This window comes from Vibrio sp. R11-SG3-ISO9, assembly GCF_059834255.1.
Genome location: NZ_JCBDGU010000035.1, coordinates 86,518 through 104,382, shown reverse-complemented (window position 1 = coordinate 104,382; position 17,865 = coordinate 86,518). Strand labels below are relative to the sequence as shown.

At 45.2% G+C, this 17,865-nt stretch carries 18 protein-coding genes; 9 read left to right on the top strand and 9 right to left on the bottom strand.

Features of this window, described 5'->3' with window-relative positions; all coding sequences use genetic code 11:
- Positions 1 to 87 precede the first annotated feature (87 nt).
- Positions 88 to 357 (top strand): hypothetical protein, encoded by a 270-nt coding sequence (locus AC6R05_RS11350; RefSeq protein WP_500647413.1) that lies wholly within the window; start codon positions 88 to 90, stop codon positions 355 to 357.
- A 69-nt stretch (positions 358 to 426) separates the two neighbouring features.
- Here AC6R05_RS11350 and AC6R05_RS11345 read toward each other — a convergent pair whose 3' ends face one another.
- Complete coding sequence (locus AC6R05_RS11345; RefSeq protein WP_500647412.1) at positions 427 to 1,383, bottom strand: glycosyl transferase family protein; 957 nt, start codon at positions 1,381 to 1,383, stop codon at positions 427 to 429.
- Between the two features lie 171 nt (positions 1,384 to 1,554).
- Between AC6R05_RS11345 and AC6R05_RS11340 the strand changes: the two genes are divergently transcribed.
- Positions 1,555 to 2,163 (top strand): TetR/AcrR family transcriptional regulator, encoded by a 609-nt coding sequence (locus AC6R05_RS11340; protein ID WP_500647411.1) that lies wholly within the window; start codon positions 1,555 to 1,557, stop codon positions 2,161 to 2,163.
- Between the two features lie 103 nt (positions 2,164 to 2,266).
- On the top strand, positions 2,267 to 2,761 hold the full coding sequence (locus AC6R05_RS11335) for a peptidylprolyl isomerase (protein WP_500647410.1): 495 nt from the start codon (positions 2,267 to 2,269) through the stop codon (positions 2,759 to 2,761).
- A 162-nt stretch (positions 2,762 to 2,923) separates the two neighbouring features.
- Here AC6R05_RS11335 and AC6R05_RS11330 read toward each other — a convergent pair whose 3' ends face one another.
- On the bottom strand, positions 2,924 to 3,388 hold the full coding sequence (locus tag AC6R05_RS11330) for a c-type cytochrome (protein ID WP_500647409.1): 465 nt from the start codon (positions 3,386 to 3,388) through the stop codon (positions 2,924 to 2,926).
- A 135-nt stretch (positions 3,389 to 3,523) separates the two neighbouring features.
- Between AC6R05_RS11330 and AC6R05_RS11325 the strand changes: the two genes are divergently transcribed.
- Together AC6R05_RS11325 and AC6R05_RS11320 are read left to right on the top strand one after the other, a co-directional pair.
- Positions 3,524 to 4,165 carry a cytochrome b/b6 domain-containing protein gene (locus tag AC6R05_RS11325; RefSeq protein ID WP_500647408.1) on the top strand — a complete coding sequence of 214 codons (642 nt, stop codon included), beginning with the start codon at positions 3,524 to 3,526 and terminating at the stop codon, positions 4,163 to 4,165.
- 14 nt (positions 4,166 to 4,179) lie between these two features.
- A complete protein-coding gene (locus AC6R05_RS11320) occupies positions 4,180 to 4,608 on the top strand; it encodes a MarR family winged helix-turn-helix transcriptional regulator (RefSeq protein ID WP_150895265.1) in 429 nt (142 codons plus the stop codon).
- 46 nt (positions 4,609 to 4,654) lie between these two features.
- On the opposite strand, the gene AC6R05_RS11315 is transcribed toward AC6R05_RS11320, so the two are convergent.
- The 4 genes from AC6R05_RS11315 to AC6R05_RS11300 form a co-directional block, all read right to left on the bottom strand.
- The gene (locus AC6R05_RS11315; protein ID WP_500647433.1) at positions 4,655 to 5,521 is read right to left on the bottom strand and encodes a DMT family transporter; all 867 of its coding nucleotides are present in this window, start codon (positions 5,519 to 5,521) and stop codon (positions 4,655 to 4,657) included.
- Between the two features lie 117 nt (positions 5,522 to 5,638).
- Positions 5,639 to 6,736 (bottom strand): alkene reductase, encoded by a 1,098-nt coding sequence (locus AC6R05_RS11310; protein ID WP_152468418.1) that lies wholly within the window; start codon positions 6,734 to 6,736, stop codon positions 5,639 to 5,641.
- 13 nt (positions 6,737 to 6,749) lie between these two features.
- Positions 6,750 to 7,130, bottom strand: a complete 381-nt coding sequence (gloA, locus tag AC6R05_RS11305) for a lactoylglutathione lyase (protein ID WP_032549520.1) — start codon at positions 7,128 to 7,130, stop codon at positions 6,750 to 6,752.
- A gap of 226 nt (positions 7,131 to 7,356) precedes the next feature.
- Positions 7,357 to 8,292, bottom strand: coding sequence for a LysR family transcriptional regulator (locus AC6R05_RS11300; protein ID WP_500647407.1), 936 nt, complete (start codon positions 8,290 to 8,292; stop codon positions 7,357 to 7,359).
- 356 nt (positions 8,293 to 8,648) lie between these two features.
- Between AC6R05_RS11300 and AC6R05_RS11295 the strand changes: the two genes are divergently transcribed.
- From AC6R05_RS11295 to AC6R05_RS11285, 3 genes are all read left to right on the top strand, one after another.
- Entirely contained in the window at positions 8,649 to 9,551 is a 903-nt protein-coding gene (locus AC6R05_RS11295) for a hypothetical protein (protein WP_500647406.1), read from the top strand.
- Positions 9,552 to 10,136: 585 nt separating this feature from the next.
- A complete protein-coding gene (locus tag AC6R05_RS11290; protein WP_500647405.1) occupies positions 10,137 to 10,661 on the top strand; it encodes a magnesium transporter in 525 nt (174 codons plus the stop codon).
- Positions 10,661 to 11,650 carry an HlyD family secretion protein gene (locus tag AC6R05_RS11285; protein ID WP_500647404.1) on the top strand — a complete coding sequence of 330 codons (990 nt, stop codon included), beginning with the start codon at positions 10,661 to 10,663 and terminating at the stop codon, positions 11,648 to 11,650. Before AC6R05_RS11290 ends, AC6R05_RS11285 begins: the two co-directional genes overlap by 1 nt.
- Before the next feature lie 118 nt (positions 11,651 to 11,768).
- Here AC6R05_RS11285 and AC6R05_RS11280 read toward each other — a convergent pair whose 3' ends face one another.
- Both AC6R05_RS11280 and AC6R05_RS11275 read right to left on the bottom strand, forming a co-directional pair.
- Entirely contained in the window at positions 11,769 to 14,867 is a 3,099-nt protein-coding gene (locus tag AC6R05_RS11280) for an efflux RND transporter permease subunit (protein ID WP_500647403.1), read from the bottom strand.
- A gap of 7 nt (positions 14,868 to 14,874) precedes the next feature.
- The gene (locus tag AC6R05_RS11275; RefSeq protein ID WP_500647402.1) at positions 14,875 to 15,963 is read right to left on the bottom strand and encodes an efflux RND transporter periplasmic adaptor subunit; all 1,089 of its coding nucleotides are present in this window, start codon (positions 15,961 to 15,963) and stop codon (positions 14,875 to 14,877) included.
- 207 nt (positions 15,964 to 16,170) lie between these two features.
- Here AC6R05_RS11275 and AC6R05_RS11270 point away from each other — a divergent pair, with 207 nt between their 5' ends.
- Positions 16,171 to 16,785: a TetR/AcrR family transcriptional regulator gene (locus AC6R05_RS11270; protein ID WP_500647401.1), complete on the top strand. Its 615-nt coding sequence runs from the start codon at positions 16,171 to 16,173 to the stop codon at positions 16,783 to 16,785.
- Positions 16,786 to 16,805: 20 nt separating this feature from the next.
- Here the strand turns inward: AC6R05_RS11270 and AC6R05_RS11265 are convergent, their stop codons facing one another.
- Positions 16,806 to 17,696, bottom strand: coding sequence for a LysR family transcriptional regulator (locus AC6R05_RS11265; protein WP_500647400.1), 891 nt, complete (start codon positions 17,694 to 17,696; stop codon positions 16,806 to 16,808).
- Positions 17,697 to 17,865: the final 169 nt, after the last annotated feature.

Here is a 17,865-nt window from a genome sequence, read left to right as displayed (position 1 = left end):
AGAAATTGAAACAAAGGGCAAGTTTTCGTATCTTAGACGGAGATACAGACACATCTGACTATTTCGACCATTCAACCTCGGCGCATTATGGCTTCCAAACTCCTTACTTCGATCAAATCATTCTTCAACGAAGTCTTAGACTTTCAATCTCGCATCTGGGTTATCCATATCGTAGAAGAAGCGATCACAGATCAGTCTTTCGTCATCAACGAAGATGGCTTCAAAGAACCTTTAGAATGGATGAAAAACCGCGGATATAGCGAGAACATGCTCGAACGCGTCGATAAGATGGGAATCTCTCAAATCATTGAATTGCAGCTGGGTGACACTTCACATCGCTTGATGCGAGTAAAGTAATCGCACATAAAAAAGGCCAGCACTGCTGACCTTAATTCGTCGACTTTCAATAGCTATCGACATTCAAAGCTAAAGGCGACAATACGCTTCCCACAGCTCAGAAGCACGTTTATACGCTTCTGATTTATCGTGAGTCTCAGCAAACAATACCGCCGTCATCGTATCGACTACGCTGTTAGCCATCATCTCCATTTCGTCTTCTGGGGTGCCGAACACACAACTTTCAGGTAGCGATAGTCCTTCATGCATGCTGCCCTTCCAATAAAAAGACTCGACCTTCTCAGGAGAACTCAACCAAACGGTTTGGCTTACCTTCGGGTTATATTCCGATTCACCGTTCTGCCCCTTAAAGGAGATCACCGAGTGCGACTTATTACCGATTACATGCTCAACTTCCGCGTGTAATTGAGGGAAACCTGGGTGAAAGCTGCCACGGACACCTAATCGACCACCACCAGGGTTAAGGGCACGAACCACAGTATTAATTGGCGTGCGTAAACCGTAACGGTGTTTCCAACCAATCATGGTTTGAGCTTCAGGAGCAAAGTTTGCCAAAGGAAGGTAGGCAATGCCCTCTTTCTCTAGGATCTCTTTCGCGTGCTCAGGATTGTCAGCACGCTGCACATTCACATCTTGAAGATGCGTTTCTACATGCGTTCGGCCACTCGGTTTGTCCATATAACCGTGCATTAATATCTTATAGCCACTATCCGCTAAAATTCTCGCAGCCAGCAAGTTCCATGGCTTACCGCTGCTTGAATCGTTGCGTTTACCGGCATAACAAGGCCAATCAATGTCTGCGCCCAAATCTGGAACTCGAGATTGGAATGCTTTAACAAAACCAGCAATCTCTTCATTCGTTTCATTTTGTACACGAATTAGCATCAGTAGCATCGCCATCTGGTCATCTCCAACTTGACCACTCAAATACTCATCCATGATGCGATAGGCCTGTTCAAACGTCAGAGGCTTACGACCTCTTTCTCCTCGTCCAACAGTACGAATACACTCTAAAATACTACTCATTGATGTCTAATTCTCTTCTCTCTAACAACTAAAAATAAGGAACCTGCTTCGATTCTATGCTACCCAGCCAGTCAAGCAAAGCGCTACAGCACAATCCTTGATACTAAAAGTAAACTACTTAGTGTAAAATAATAGAATACCGTGCTAATTTGAGATTGAGTTGTATTTCTAATGACCGTTAAAAAAACACTGAGCCAGAAGAAACGTGAAGCTATCGTTGAAGCTGCTATTGCCGAGTTCACCGAAAATGGATACAAGTCCACCAGCATGGATAAGATTTCGGCGAGAGCAGAAGTATCGAAGCGCACTGTCTACAACCACTTTGCCAGCAAAGAGCTGTTGTTAGATGAGATTCTCGATAGCATCTGGACCAAAACGTTAGCCGCAACTCACTTCCCATATCAGCAGGAGCAGTCACTGGCTGAGCAACTGACTGCAATTGCCAATCAAGAACTCGATTTACTTGAATCTGAGGGCTTTATTAATCTTTCTCGTGTGTTGTTTTCTGAGTACTTCCACAACAAAGAACTCGCTTATCAAGCAATGGAGAAATACTCTCAAGCTGAGAGTGGCTTGACCATTTGGATTAAAGCAGCGCTAGCAGACGAACGCCTAATTGAACTTGACCCTCATTTCGCCTCAACTCAATTTATCGCCCTGCTTAAGTCATTCGCGTTCTGGCCGCAGATCATCGGTCACGCACCTTCTCCAGATACGGCACAACGAAACCACATTATTGACTCTAGCGTGCAGATGTTCCTAAAACAGTACCAACGCTAATCCCGAAAACAGTTGTGCGAAAGCCAGTATCATTACTGGCTGTTCAGCAGCGTTCACGTATACTTCCACTCATTATTTATCTAGCAATACAACGAGTAATTCTATGATCATTTTGACGACAAACTTTGGTGATATCGAAATCGAACTGAACTTTGATAAAGCGCCAGTGACTTCTAAGAACTTTCTGAAGTACTGTGAAGACGGCTTTTATGAGGGGACAACTTTTCACCGAGTGATCGAAGGTTTTATGATCCAAGGTGGCGGCCACACCATTGATATGACTGAAAAACCAACGCGCGCACCTATCGTCAACGAAGCAAACCGCGGTCTAAAAAATGTCGTAGGTTCAATTGCGATGGCGCGTACTGATGCCCCACACTCAGCAACGGCTCAGTTCTTTATCAACCTAGATGACAATGATTTTCTTGATCACACAGCGACGACCAATGCAGGTTGGGGCTACGCAGTGTTTGGTAGAGTCATTGCAGGTATGGATGTTGTAGAGAAAATTGGTGTCGCGCCAACAACGACACGCTGGGGACATGAAGATGTACCATGTGAAGATATTGTCATCTCAAAAGTAACGGTCAAGCAATAAGACTGACGCTTTCCAGTAGAGGCTCTTCAGCAACTACGACATATCACTAGTCGGTGCACAGCACGAACATCTGCTGTGCACCGCGAATCAATACATCACTCACTGTTTAACCCGTCAGTACTCCGACTATTGCGTAGATTAGTACTGCTCGGCGTTTGCACTTTACCAACGAGAACGATAGCTACGGTGGCAGGCCTTGCATGTTCCGTTGGCCTTATCTAAACCACTTTTTGCCGCTGAGCTATTCTGCTCTAAGCTTGCTTGCAGTAGCTCTTGGTAACCTTCGTTCATCTCTAACATCAGACGCTCAAACTTTTCTGGCTTTTTCCAAACATCTGCTTTTGCTTTTCCGCCTTCACTACCCTTATCAAAACTCACCAACAAGGTTTCACCGTGCACCGTTAACTGTTGACTGGTCTGTTGCACCGAAGACCAATCCACATTGTTCTTTCTAAGCCCGGACTTTGCCGACTTACTCAACTTTTCAATCGATTGAAAAGCGTCTTGACGGGCTTGTACCGCATCCACCGTTTGCTCAGCGGCAGCGTTAGAAACTGAAAGTGGTGACAGGGCGATAAAAGTAACAAGGGCAGCTAAAGATAATGGTTTCACGCTAAATTTTTTCATAATCGATTCTCTATTCTGGGCGAATTTTAGGGCGGTTGATAAACTCAATGAAGATTAATTTACACAGCAATAGTTGCAATTGCAACTATTGCTGTGTAAATTAAATTCAAACCTACTTACATCAGGAATCACATTATGAAGATTTGGGACTTACCGACTCGCCTATACCACTGGCTTCAAGCTGCACTCTTCGTTGGACTCGCCGCATCAGGCTTTAATGGACAAGGACCGCATATTTATCTGGGGCTTGCCCTATTCTCGCTTCTGATTTGGAGAATCATTTGGGGTATGGTGGGTAGCGACACCAGTCGCTTCGCTCAATTTATCTCGTCACCAGCCAAGATCGTTCGATATCTATCAGGCAAAGAATCGACCAAGCAAGGTCATAACCCACTTGGTGCATGGATGGTTGTCGCGATGATCGCAGTTCTAACGCTTCAATGTTTAAGTGGGATTGTCATTGCTGGCCTATTGGATAACGTAATCGGACAATGGCTAACCGATGAAGTCTTTAACGCAATGGTCACACTTCACATCATTGCGGCACGTGCTTTGGTCGCGTTTGTAGCCCTGCACCTGCTCGCTATCATCATCTACAAAATACGCTCAAAGCCTTTAGTTTGGGCGATGATCAGTGGGCGAAAAACAATGGATTCAACGGATATACACGGAAACGCTGGCGATGTATTGCACTTTGCCTCGAATAGAAAAGCTTTTGTCGTGCTAATTGCAGCGGTATTAGTTACGATGGCAATAGTTGTAGCATCACTATTCTAGATAGGTATTCGATAATGTCTGAGACGTTTGATAGACAAAACAGTTTTGGCTGGATGATCAATGTGATCGCCAACAAAGCCTCGAAAGAGTTCGATCATGAACTGAAAAAGCATGGGCTCACCATCGCTTTATGGCCAACTTTGATGTGCTTGTGGGAAGAAGAAGGTGTCACGCAAAAAGACATTGCTATCAAGTCAAAGGTGGAGAATTCAACAACGACTCGTACTCTAGACAAACTCGAAAAGCTAGAGCTTGTTGAACGTAGAGCCGATCCTGAAAGCCGTCGCTCATTTAGAATCTATCTAACTGAAAAGGGAAAAGCGCTTGAAGAAACCCTAATCCCAATTCCAATGCGCTTGAACAAGGAACTACTAGGTGCTTTGGATGAGTCCGAGCAACAACAGATGCTTCAGCTACTGAAAAAGATGGTTGCTGATATCTAACTGGTAGCCATGATACCCCGCTTGGATTATGCCAAGCGGTGGTGGATTAGCCCTTTCTCGACAGGCGAATATAGCAAAACAGTGCGCCAATAATCACCGCTCCGCCGGCAAGCTTTTGTAGCTCAACCGTCTCACCAAGCATGGTCACGCTTAAGATCAATGTCCATACAGGTTCAAGGATCATAATAAGCGCGGCAACCTCCATATTCACAGAGTGTTGCCCTACCGTTTGTAACAAGTAACGAATCGCTGTTGCGACCACCGCAGACACCGTAAACCAGAAAACCAACGAACCGGTAATTTCGAATTCAGGCTGCCCCGTCATTGCAGCAAATGCCATCCCGCTGATACCCACCATAAACAGCTGAATACAGATCGAAGCTATAGGCTTAACATTGTTCGTTACTCGTTTGTTCATGACAAAATGCAGCGACAGCATGATTGAAGCGAGTAGAAAGTAGATTTGGCTCTCTTCAAACGCCCAACCGTTAGTGAGCGTGAGCAGTAACATGCCGATGATTGAGATAGGAAACGACAACCAGAACGCACGATTTGGCTTCACACGGAAAATAAGCCAAGAAACAAACGGCGCAATGATCATTGCTAGGCTGGTAATGAATGCCCCTTCAGAGAGACTGTCAGTAATCGAGACAGCATATACCCACACCTGCAGTGAGCCGGATAAAATCAAACCGACACCCGCTATCCCCAACAATTGAGACCAACTCAATTGACGAATCAAACGAAAACAGAATGGCAGAAGAATCAGGCTAGCAATGAAAAAACGCACACCGATGAATAGCGGCCCTGGCATCTCCAGTACCACCAGCTTTGACGCAATCCATCCGACTGCTGCCAATAGCGTTGCGCCTAATAGATAAGCTTCACCACCAAGTGCTTTTAGTTTCATTATTCCTAACCCTAAAGCTTGCTCAGATTAATAATCAACTGAGCCAGAACAAAAAAAGCAACCCCACGTAAGCAAGGTTGCTAATTTACAAAGTAAAACAGTATAAACCGTCTTTATTAATTAGGCAGTATATTCTGGATAATCCGTCAGACCTTTTTCCGCACCACCAAACAGAGTGTTAGGATCGTGCGCAGCCAATGGGTAACCATTTTGAATACGCGCTGGTAAATCAGGGTTCGCAACAAATGGACGACCGAAACCAATCATATCCGCAGTACCTTCTGCCACCGCTTCTTCACCACGTTCACTGTTGTAACGACCAGCCCAAATCAATACACCTTGATACGCTTCACGTACCGCTGTTTTGAATGTTTTTGGCGTTTCTGGGGCATCGTCCCAATCAACTTCAGCAATGTGTAGGTAAACGATCTTGTATAGGTTAAGTAACGCAGCAGCCGCTGTGTAAGTCTCTACAGGTGTCGCATCAACCGTACCATTTAATGACGTGAATGGTGCAAGGCGAACACCAACACGGTCAGCGCCGATGGCATCAACCATAGCTTCAACCACTTCACCTAGGAAACGCAGACGGTTTTCAATAGAACCACCGTATTCATCTGTACGGTTATTCGCTTCAGAATCAATAAACTGGTTCACTAAGTAACCGTTCGCTGCATGAAGTTCAATACCATCAAAACCAGCTTCAATCGCATTCAGAGCTGCTTGGCGGTACTGCTCGACCACCATTTTGATGTCATCTTTGGTCATTTCGCGCGGCTCAACCACGTCAACAAAACCCGGCTCGTCGGTACCATTATCAATAAACACTTTCACGTTTTCCGCTTTCAGTGCAGATGATGAAATTGGTTGTTCGCCGCCGATGTTATCTGGGTGCGTTACACGGCCTACGTGCCATAGCTGTGCGAAAATCTTACCGCCTTTCTGGTGTACTGCATCAGTCACCTTTTTCCAGCCAGCGATTTGCTCTTGAGTATAAATGCCCGGAGTCCAAGCGTAGCCTTGGCCCATTGGAGAGATTTGAGTACCTTCAGCAATAATAAGACCAGCAGAAGCACGCTGCGCGTAGTATTCAGCCATCATCTCGTTCGCAATGTTACCCGGCTGTGTTGCACGAGAGCGAGTCATCGGAGGCATCACAATACGGTTTGCTAGAGTCAATGAACCTAATTGAATTGGTTGAAATAGTGCGTCTTTCATTTTTCTGCCCTTATTATTTTTCTAGTTGGATAAGTTCGATAGCGTAGCCATCAGGATCTTTAACAAACGCGATATGCGTTGTGCCACCAAGAACTGGACCAGGTTCACGAGAAACATTGCCACCCAGAGCTTTAATGTCAGCACATGCCGAGTAGATATCTTCAACGCCTAATGCTAAGTGACCAAAGGCGTTGCCCATCTCGTACTCGTTGGTATCCCAGTTGTAAGTCAGCTCGATGGTTGTACCGCCCTGCTCATAACCAACAAACACAAGTGTGTAGCGATATTCCTGATTTTCGTGACGCTCTAGCTCTTTCATGCCCAACACTTTTGTGTAGAACTCAATCGACTTATCTAGGTCAGCAACGCGAATCATAGTATGTAGGAATTTCATAATTTCACCTTATTGGGCTCTGCGTACTCGCAGAAAAAATCATTGGCACTCGCCATTTCTTGAGATGAATATTACGAAATGAACCTAGAGACGTGAAATTATCATTAGCTATCAATCTAATAATTTTTTGTTATCAACATCAAATCACTGAACAGGGTGAAAGACAGACAGGGCTGGCGATTAGCTAACCAGTCGAGGACAACTAAAAAGGAGTTGGGAGAGACGACTAAAAGACCAAAGGTTTGTCGTTGGTTATGTCTGAAAGCTTGTGAGACGACCCTAAAACTTGCTCTCTAAACCAGCGGTGAGCTGGGTCTGATGTTTGACGCTTAAGCCAGATCAGATAATGAGAAATAGGTTGATACTCGAAAGGTGGCTTAAAGAGCTGTAACTTTAGTTGCGTTTGAAATTGCAATGCCAGCGATGTTGGCAGCGCTGTAACGTAATCCGACTGACTCACCAACAACATACTGCTGAATAGCGACCTTCCACGAAACACAATCTCCCTTTGCGACAAGTCGAGCGATGTATAGTGCTCAAGGCTTCTAGCCTTACGACGCCTTCGCTCTAATACCGCATGTTTCTCTTGTAGGAACTGTTCTTGCGTAATCTTGCCTAGAATCCTCGGATGCCCCTCTCTACAAACCACGACAAAGTCGCTTTCAAGTAACTTTACGCTTTCGATACTTGGATGCTCAGGAACCACGATGTCGATCATTGCATCATACTTGTTAGTCAGAAGATCTTCGTAAATGCTTTCGTCATCATCATCTTGGTCATGAACGGCAAGTTGAAGGTTCGGATTAGGCAATGAACCAAAGTGGTTGAGCAACATCCACTGCAAATGTTCAGGGCTCGAAAGTGAAAACTTACGATGAGAGCTTTGAGGGTCGAAGTCCGCCATTGAACTAAACACACCGTTAAGCTGTTCAATCGGTGCTTTGACCTGCTGGTACAACATCTGAGCATACGACGTCGGTACCACACCACGGCCTTTACGAACAAACAACTCTTGCCCCACCTCTTTCTTTAAGCGGCTCAATGAAGTACTTATCGTGGACTGATTGGTACTCAGTTGAGTTGCAGCTTTGCTGAGGCTTCCTTGCTCCATAACGGCTGAAAAAACCGCTAAAAGGTTAAAATTGGGGATGTCGTTGCTCATAGCTCACGCTCTCAAGGTACTCGATATCTATATAATATCGTAATTTCGATAGGATGATATGGCGAATTAGATATTGTCTAAAGGCTACTTTTTTAACGCAACCCAGAAAGATAATTCATGTATTTCATCGATTTAAATTAAAACCGCAGCCCTATATTTCTAGAGATATAAAACAAAGTTATATTGAAAATAACTTTAAATATGAGGGTGTAAAATTAATTAGAAATACATAAATCAATAAACCATATTGTCTCAAATATTATGACACTGTGTTAATGATAGGCTTATATACATATTATTTTTTAATATTAGACTTGTGCCTACTTTCAGTTAAATAATATTAAGAGCCAATAATAATGAAAAAAATAGTTCCCGCATTACTACTGAGCAGCCTTGCATTGTCTAATTATGCGAATGCTGAAGGTGAGCAACTTTCTGTACAAGAAGCTGCTAAAAAATCAGCTAACCCTGTATCTGATGTTTGGATGCTGATTACACAAAATGACTACACCTTCTTGGAAAAAGAAGACGGCCACCATGAAATGCAAAACCGTTTAAGCTTCCAACCGGTTATGCCCGTCCCTATCATGGATGGCGAGTGGAACTTGGTGAACCGCATTGTCGCTAACCACTACAGTGCTCCTGGCGATCGTGACGATGGTGATTTCTTTGAAGGTCGTACTAACGGAATGGGCGATACCGTATTCCTATCTCTTGCAGCCCCTAACCGAGACGATGGGTTCATATGGGGCGTCGGCCCAACCGTTATAGCACCAACCGGAACAGATGGTTTAACACAAGACAAATGGCAAGTCGGCCCAGCCGCTCTAGTTGCAAGGTTAGGTAAAGAAACCGGACAACCAATGAACATAGATAGCTGGAACGTGGGTGTTCTTGCGCAGCAATGGTGGGATGTGGGTGGTAGTGACGGTATTACAAAGTCAACGAACCAAGCCGATATCCAATACTTCTTAAATTACCGAGTGAGCAACACTGCACTCATTGGTATGACACCCAATATTCAAATCGATTGGGAGAAAAGTGGCTCAGACCGATTCACAGTGCCAGTCGGCCTTGGTTACATTGATATGTTCAAAGTCGGTCCGATGCCAGTACGTTGGGGTGTGGAGCTTCAATACTACGTCATGAAACCAGATGCGAATGTTGGCACAAGCAACCCATCAGAATACATTCCATACTCACCAGATTGGAACTTAAAGTTCTTTGTGGCTCCCGTTACTCTGAACCCGTTTAAATAAACACTTCAAAGAGACAAATCATCAAAATTTGTCTCTTTTCTATAAAACTTATCACCTGTACTTATCCGAGCTTTCTTTGATCTAAGCCAAGCAAGCTGTCGAACTTTTGACAACAAGTTTGAAGCGACGCAATTTTACCGTTCCCCCTCAAACTACCGATATTAACTTATCGCAATTACGATATTGTAAAATCGTAATACTAGGTAGATTCGAGTAATTTCTGTTCTTATTATCGCGGCAACGAATGAATTATTCGATAACACTTACAGAATCTTAATCAATTGCCAATTACGTATTTTTAGCACAAGACACTATGTCAGATACTATTTAATATGGCTTGATTACAACGTTGCGTTTGTAAAATATATTATTACTCTTATTGGTTTTATTGAATATTCATGAGTTAAAGGGGAAATTTGTAGTCCTCTATGCTGAGAATCTGTTGCTTGGACTTTCAACATCCTAACTAATTCTATTTTGAAGGAACCGTGTATTTCCAGTGATTTACACCTTCAATTAACCTTTATGGATGTCGACAGAAGTTATCGAGTCGCTTTCTCTCTCCTTATAAAAGTAGGTTGAGATATGAATATTCTAAAAACTATTTTCCAAAAGATCTGGGCCATTGTGATGGTCTTAGTGAAGTTCTGCCTGTTTATGGCGCTGATGCTTGCGGGAGCTTGGGCACTTGCACCACTAGGCACAATCCATTCAAAAGACATCGACCTCACTCAGTTTAATAACCATCCCAACGAGATGATGATGAACTTCTTTCAGTCAGAGTACTTCTCTGGCTACCTTTTTGCAGTAACCATCGCGGTGACTTTAGCTGTCATCTATGGCCTATGGCAAGTGCATGAATTAGGTGTCCATAAAGCGAAAGAACATAAAAGTGCGCACGTGCAGATTGTCTTCGCCTTATCGCTTTGTGGTCTATTCATCAGTAAAACATTCTGGGTTATCGCACTAGTGATTGCGCTAGCGAACTGGAAGCATATTGGTCAATCAATCAGTGATGTCATCCGTCGCGGTATAACCCCAACCTCACCAACACCACCTAGTCCACTTCATAGTGAGCCTACCACTCGCACAGAAAAAGAGGCAGCATAATGAAAGAGATGATGATCCCATACATTCTGATTGTATGGTCCCTATTCGCGACTGGCGCACTAAAGAAAACCATTAAGAACTACACGTGGGCAGCGATCGGCGGTGTGCTTATTCTGGCTGTATTAGCGATTATTTCTCGCCTTTGGGCGCCGGTTGATCTTACCAACTCAACCACAGTAAAAGCGCCTCACGCGGTGATGTCACCTGTGTTTGGCCAACAGATCGACGAGATCATGGTCGATCACAACCAGTTAGTGAAAAAAGGCGATGTGCTTTACACCCTAGTCGACATCAACTCGGCGGCGGATAAAGCGAAAATCGAAGCCGCAATTGTTCAGAAAGAAGAACAGATTAAGCAAATGACCCGCGATATCTCTCGCGCTGATACCTCTCCAGAGATTTTCAATGCGCGTGATGTTGAGAAATACAACTCAGATCTTCGTGTGATGAATTCACAGCTAGCATCTCTGAAAGCTGACCTACAGAAAGTAAACTGGGCGCAAGAGAAGAAGACCATCACCGCAGAGTTTGATGGTCAGGTCTCTATCGTTAATATCGCTGAAGGTTCAGTGATGGGTAACATGCACCTCTACAACACCAGCAAGAAGTTCTTAGAGATGCGCGTCTCTGACCAAACCTATGGTTACGTTCAAGAAGGTGATTTTGCAGAGTTCTACGTTGATGCTTACCCAGGCCACGTCTTCCGCGCTAAGGTACACAGCTTTAATGCAGGTACAGGTGAAGCAGGTATTTCACCATTCCAAGGCCCACAAAGCGTTGGTCAGCACGTGGTTCGTAACGGCAACGGTTTAGGTCGTACTGTGGTTCTAGAGATCATCGAACCAGAAGGCTACAACATCCCAATCGGTGCAACGGGCGCTGCTTGGATCTCTGCAGAAAAACCGCATCCATTCTGGGGCTTCATCGACGTCATCGGCGCGGCAACAGTCCGCCTCCAATCGTACAAGTCGTACCTAGGTGCTTGGTAATCAGTTGATTGATTAGATTGCTAAGTAAACCTACTGCAGTTTCGAGTTAAATAAAAAGGTGAGGCTCTTTTAGCCTCACCTTTTCTTTACTTGGTTTTCTAAACTATTTGGGAAACTATTACGCTAATGCGGCTGAGGTGTGTAGCCCCTTTTTGCGTGTCATTAGGTGGAACACCACTGGCACGAAGTAGAATGAAATCAATGTAGTAAGTACTGTACCACCAACAATCGCGACCGCAAACGGAGGCCAGAAACCGCCACCAGCGATGATAAGCGGCATAAAGCCCCCCACTGTAGTGATTGTGGTTGAGCTAATATGACGAGTACACGACATGACTGCGTTGACCACTGCATCCACACTGCCCGACGATGCGTCTTCATCTAACTTAAGCTCCGTCAGAATCACAATTGCAGCATTAATGGCAAGGCCTGCGATACCTAGCATTGCAATGATCACTGTGAAACCAAACGGATAACCGAATATCCAAACCGACAATAAACCGAGTCCACCAGCCAAGGCAGCAACCATGAAGATAATGGTACTTAACCTAAATGAGTTGAACGACATTACGACCACCAACACCATCAATACCACAACGACTGCTACATTAGAGATCAAGCTATTCACTGAGTGATCACGCTCGGCAGATTCACCACCAAAATCAATGGTGTAGCCTGATGGAATCTCGTAGCTCTCTAAACGCTTTTGGAACTCGTTGAGCACAGTTTGTGGCAAAACACCCGCCTCAATGTAGCCCTCAATCGTATTCACTCGCTGACCGTTACGGCGAGTAATTGCGCCGCGACTGGTTGTTAACTCCAGCTCTGCCAAAGTTGAGACATTAATCCCCGTCGAATAGATTTCCGAGTTAATTGGCAAACGGATATTGCTTAGGTGCGTCAAGTCTTCACGCGCATCATCAGCCACGCGAACACGAATTGGTACCGATTCGCTGCCCTCAATCACCGAGCCACTCTCGCGGCCAGTAAGCGTGGTTTGCAGTAGCCCAGCAAACTGATTCAATGAAATACCATTTAGCTTGGCAGTATCTTCATCCACTTTGAGCCAAACTTTAGGCGTGCCCGGCTGCAGTGTTTCACGAGTGTGTGTCACATGCGGAATACCCGCTAAGATTAGACGAACATCTTCACCAATCGCTTTCAATGTATCTAGGTTCTCACCGTATACACGCAGTTCCACAGGCGCAGTAAACGGAGGGCCTTGATTCAGTTTACGCACCAGAATTTGAGCTTCAGGCACCTCTTTATCTAACACCTTTTGCAACTCAGGAATCAATGCATTGGCTTGGACAAAATCTCCGGTTTTCACCATTGCTTGAGAGAAGTAAGGCGCGTTGTTTTGCCTTGCTTGAAGGTTGTAATAGAACGATGGGAAGTTCGCACCCACCAGCCAATCAATACGCTCTACCTCAGAGTAGCGATGGATGATTTCATCAATTCGCTCAGAGGTTTGCTTGGTCGCATAAACACTCGCTTGTGGCGGCATGTAGACCTGAATCTCGAACATGTCTCGATCCGAAGGTGGGAAAAACTGCTCGGTCAGTTGCGACATGCTCCAGTAGCCAGTGAACGGCACCAAAAGAACTAAGACAATAGTGATGATGGGATGTGTAACACCAAAACGCACCGATGACGAGAACCAGCGAGTTAACGCAGGAATACGAAGTCCCGTCATGTACCAATGATGCTCTCCTCGCTTATCAACATCACTTAACTGCTTTGGCAACAATCGAGTGGCAAGGCCAGCGATCAGAGTATGAGAAATCACATAAGAGCCAATCAGTGAGAAGGATACGGTAATCGCTATGCCACCCACAAACTCACCAGAAGCACCTGGCATCAGAATGATTGGCGCGAATGCCAATACCGTGGTTAGCGTTGAACCCAATAACGGCACCCATAAATGCTTCAATGCATTCATGGTCGCTTCAGCTCGGTGTTGACCTTTAAGTCGATACGCTTGAATGGTATCCACCATCACTACCGCGTTATCTACCATAATCCCTAGTGCCACAATCAAGCCCGTCACCGACATCTGGTTGATAGGTACGCCGGTCATCTTCATGATGGAAAGCGTGAGCAAAGACGTTAAAGGCAGCGAAATCGCAACCAAGATTGCAGCACGAACCCCAAGGGTGACGAACAGTACAATCAAGATAAGAACAAAACCGATCAACAAGCTTTCGCCGAGATCGTTTAGACGTGTCTCTGTATAACCTTGCTGATTAAAGAGCACGTTAACGTAAACATTGCTCGGCAGCTCTTGCTCAAATTTCTCAATCACCGCATTGGCGCGTGATGTCCAATTATCGACACGCAAATCTGGGTGCATGCGCGCAGCAACAATCACACCCGGCTCGCCATCGATAATCGCGATCTGGTCTTGTGGCGTTTTTTCACCACGTGATACCGATGCGATATCTTCAAGACGAACGATGTGGCCATTGGCGTCGGTTGCAATTGGCACTTGCTTGATGCGTTCAATAGAATCTAGCTCGGACTCAATCTCTAAACCAAAACGAGAATAAGAGCTCACTAACTCGCCAGCCGAGTTCTTAGCATCAGCCCCTTCAAGAGATTCGGCAATATTGGCACTCGAACGACCGAGCGCAGCAGCATCGGCAGTACGCAGGTTAATTTGAATCTCTTCTTGTGGCATACCGTATTCATCAACGAACTCAGTACCCGACAAGGTTCTCAAACGTTTGGCAAGCTCTTTGGCATAACGCCCTAGAGTTAAGCGATCAGGCTCTCCTGCTCCTGTCCATGTTAACGCGGTAATAGTGGTAAACGCGTAGGTGTGGTCACTATCCAAATCCGGAGACTGTGCACCAGCAGGAAGAAGCGGTTCAACGTCGGACAACTTGTCTCGCGCTTGTGACCAAACTGGTTCAGGCTCTGTGATGGTATCGTCCAGCTCAAGTGTCACAATCGACACATTTGGACGAGAAGTTGAACTGACTAGCTTCACCTCACTGAGCTCACGCAGTTTGTTTTCGATGACCTCAGTCACTAAGGTTTCGACTCTCTCTGCGCTCGCTCCTGGGAAGCTAGTGGTGATGTTAGCGTAGCGGTTGATGATGACAGGATCTTCTGCACGCGGCAGAGTCATGAAAGCGGAGATACCGCTCACCATCAGCAAGGCTGTCATTAAGATAAGCAGTCGCGTATTGGCAATCGTCTCGATGATCTTCATGAGCAACCTACTTAGACGCCAGTTGAAGAGGACTCACGGTCTGTCCTGGAACCAAACGATGAAGACCACTTGCGATAACCTGTTCACCTTCACTGATAGCACCCGTTACGTAAGCTTGTTGGTTGTTGGCAAACAACACTTGTACGCTGCGTCGCTCTACTTGGTTATCCTCACCAATCACGAATACATTCCACACTCCGCGCAGGCCATCAATCAAACCCGTTAATGGGATCCAAAAACCTTGATCATCAATGCTCTCTTCAAATTGAAGATAAGCCAATTGACCTTCTAGCACCGAAGCTTGTTCAGGAAAAAGATAACGCAGCCCAACGCTTCGAGATTGAGTATCTACCATCGCACCCGGGTTAAGGAGGCTCACATCGTAAGACTCACCACCGACACGAATATGAGGTTGTGACAATGACGTCACTTTCTGCATTTGGTGCGCAGGAATGCCAATAAAAGCTTCTTTGCCCTCAGAAGCGAGTAACGTCAGCGTCGGATTACCTACATTCACCACATCACCCAGAGAAACAAAACGGGTCGCAATGGTTCCAGAGTAAGGGGCGAGAATTGTCGACTTAATCAGTCTCAGATCGTTGGCTTTCAATGAAGCATCAATACGCAATAGGTTGGCTTGAAGAACGCGCTGCTCACTGGTTAGCGAGTCTATTTCGGCCTCCGCACTAAAGCCCTTTGCTTTCAATGAACGCTGACGCTTTAGGTTCGCGGCCACTAAATTCAACTGAGCTTTGACTTCTTCAGCTTGTGCTTTGAGTTGGCTAAGTTCTGTTTCTAGCAACTGGGTATCTAAACGAATCAGAGGCTGGCCTTTTGTGACTCTGTCACCAACATCAACCATGATCTCTTCTACCTTACCCGCCAACTCGAAGCCGAGATTGGCTTGCTGACCCGCTCTTACCACACCGACATATTCACGTTCCACCGCGTAAGCATCTGACTGTGCCAAAACGAGTGTTTCAACCGTAAGAATGGTTGGCTCAGTGGCTGGCTGTGCTTGCGTTGTTTCACCGCACCCTACAAGAAGAGTAGAAAGCGCGACAGCGACTGCGCTGCTCTTCATCAATTTATACATAATACTGTTCCTGTGCAGTATGTAGTTGTCCTATTTTTAGACTAACCAAACCAAACTAGACTGTCTAGTTTGATTGTGTTAAAAATAGGTTTCATCGTTATTGATTGATAAAAGTGTCACAAAAAGCATAATGCTTACCCTGTGACAAATGACGCCGCATTTTGCACGCCAAAGACTGGCTAATATCGAACCAACGAGAAGACAGACGTGACTAAAATCATTAAAAGTGAACAGAAGAGATCGCAAATTTTAACTGCAGCAAGTGAGCTTTTCTCTGAGTACGGCTACAAGATCAATATGGATCAAATAGCCAAAGCCGCTAATGTATCGAAACAGACTGTTTACTCTCATTTCAAGAACAAAGACGTGCTTTTTGAAACATGCATGCAAACCAAATGTGCCGAGCGAGAACTCAGCCCCGATGCTTTTGATATGAATGCCACGTTGGAAGATGAATTGGTAAAGTTTGGTGTGAAATTTCAAGATTTGCTGTTAGATGAGCAGTCACGACAAACCTTTCAGAACGCTGTCAGTCAATCCAGTACCCATCCTGAGATCGCCTCGATCTATCTGGAAACGGGGCCTCAAAAGACCACCAAGCTACTGGCTGATTATCTACAGGCGAAAATCGACTCTGGTGATCTAACGTTGTCGACCTCTAGCTCAGCCATCATTGCTGCTCGTCAGTTACTGCTGATGTTTCATGGCAAATCGGCTTATTGGTCGTTCTTCGGGCACGACAGCGGAGAATCTAATGAAGAAAGGCTGAACTACACTCGCGAATGTGTTGCCCTGTTCTTAAATGGAAATCAGAACCACTAGGTTGAGATTGAAGTTCAGCGCTAGCGCGAGACAGACTCTAACAGTAGTTCATAGAAGCGTTTTGCTGCAGGGCCTGTCTTTACGCCTTTTGGCAGCGTGAGATGAAGGGGGACGTGATAACCACGACCGTTTTCGACATTAAGCACTGTCAACTTATCACTTCCTCGGCTATCAACAATGTGCTTAGGCAACCTGCAGTACCCTACTCCTTGCTCAACCGCGCCAAAGGCATGGTCGAAATTATCGACCGTAATGCGCTGGCTTGATTTAAGCCAACCAACGTCTTTTTTGTCTGCCAGTTTCTCTGCTGAGCCTAAATCTCTCACCACAATTTGTGGCAACGACGATAGTTGATTGAGTGATAGAGTTTCTTCCTTAGCCAGAGGGTGCGAGCTAGTAACCACAGGCTCCATCACCGTGAAACCAAAAGCTTCCGCTGGGTAATTAGTCACAGGTAAGTTGATGATGGCAACATCGGCTAGCTCTTGCGTGACCATTTCTGTCGTTTTAGATAACGATGTCTCTATAACCTGAATCGATGTGGTGTTGTTCTCGTCTACAAAGGCAGCCATCGGCCCATAAAGGCGTTCAAGACAACATAGATGATCCACCGCCACTACGATTTCAGACTCGACTCCCTTGGCTAACTGCTCACTAATCAATTCGAGCTCTCGGGCTTGCTCTAACATACTGCTTGCCCTACGAAGTAATGCTTTACCATCTTCCGATAACACCGCTTTGCGACCTTCGACCCGAACCAAAGAGACACCAAGCTGGTCTTCCAGTTTCCTCAATGCATAGATCAAGGTGGTATGGCTCTTATTCAGTTGTAACGCCGCAGCTTGAATGCTCCCAGCACGATCAATCTCGAACAGTGTTTGCCATTGGTCTAAGGTCGTCCTCAATCTCATTGGTCTAAAATCCTGACAGTAAATGACAGTATTATGAACTTTTTTGTCGAATTTTTATAGGTAATATCTATCTCAACGGGCAATCAAGCCTTCAAGATTTTGCGAAATGGCAGCTCGCCTCAACGCAATAACTAATAACTAATAACTAATAACTAATAACTAATAACTA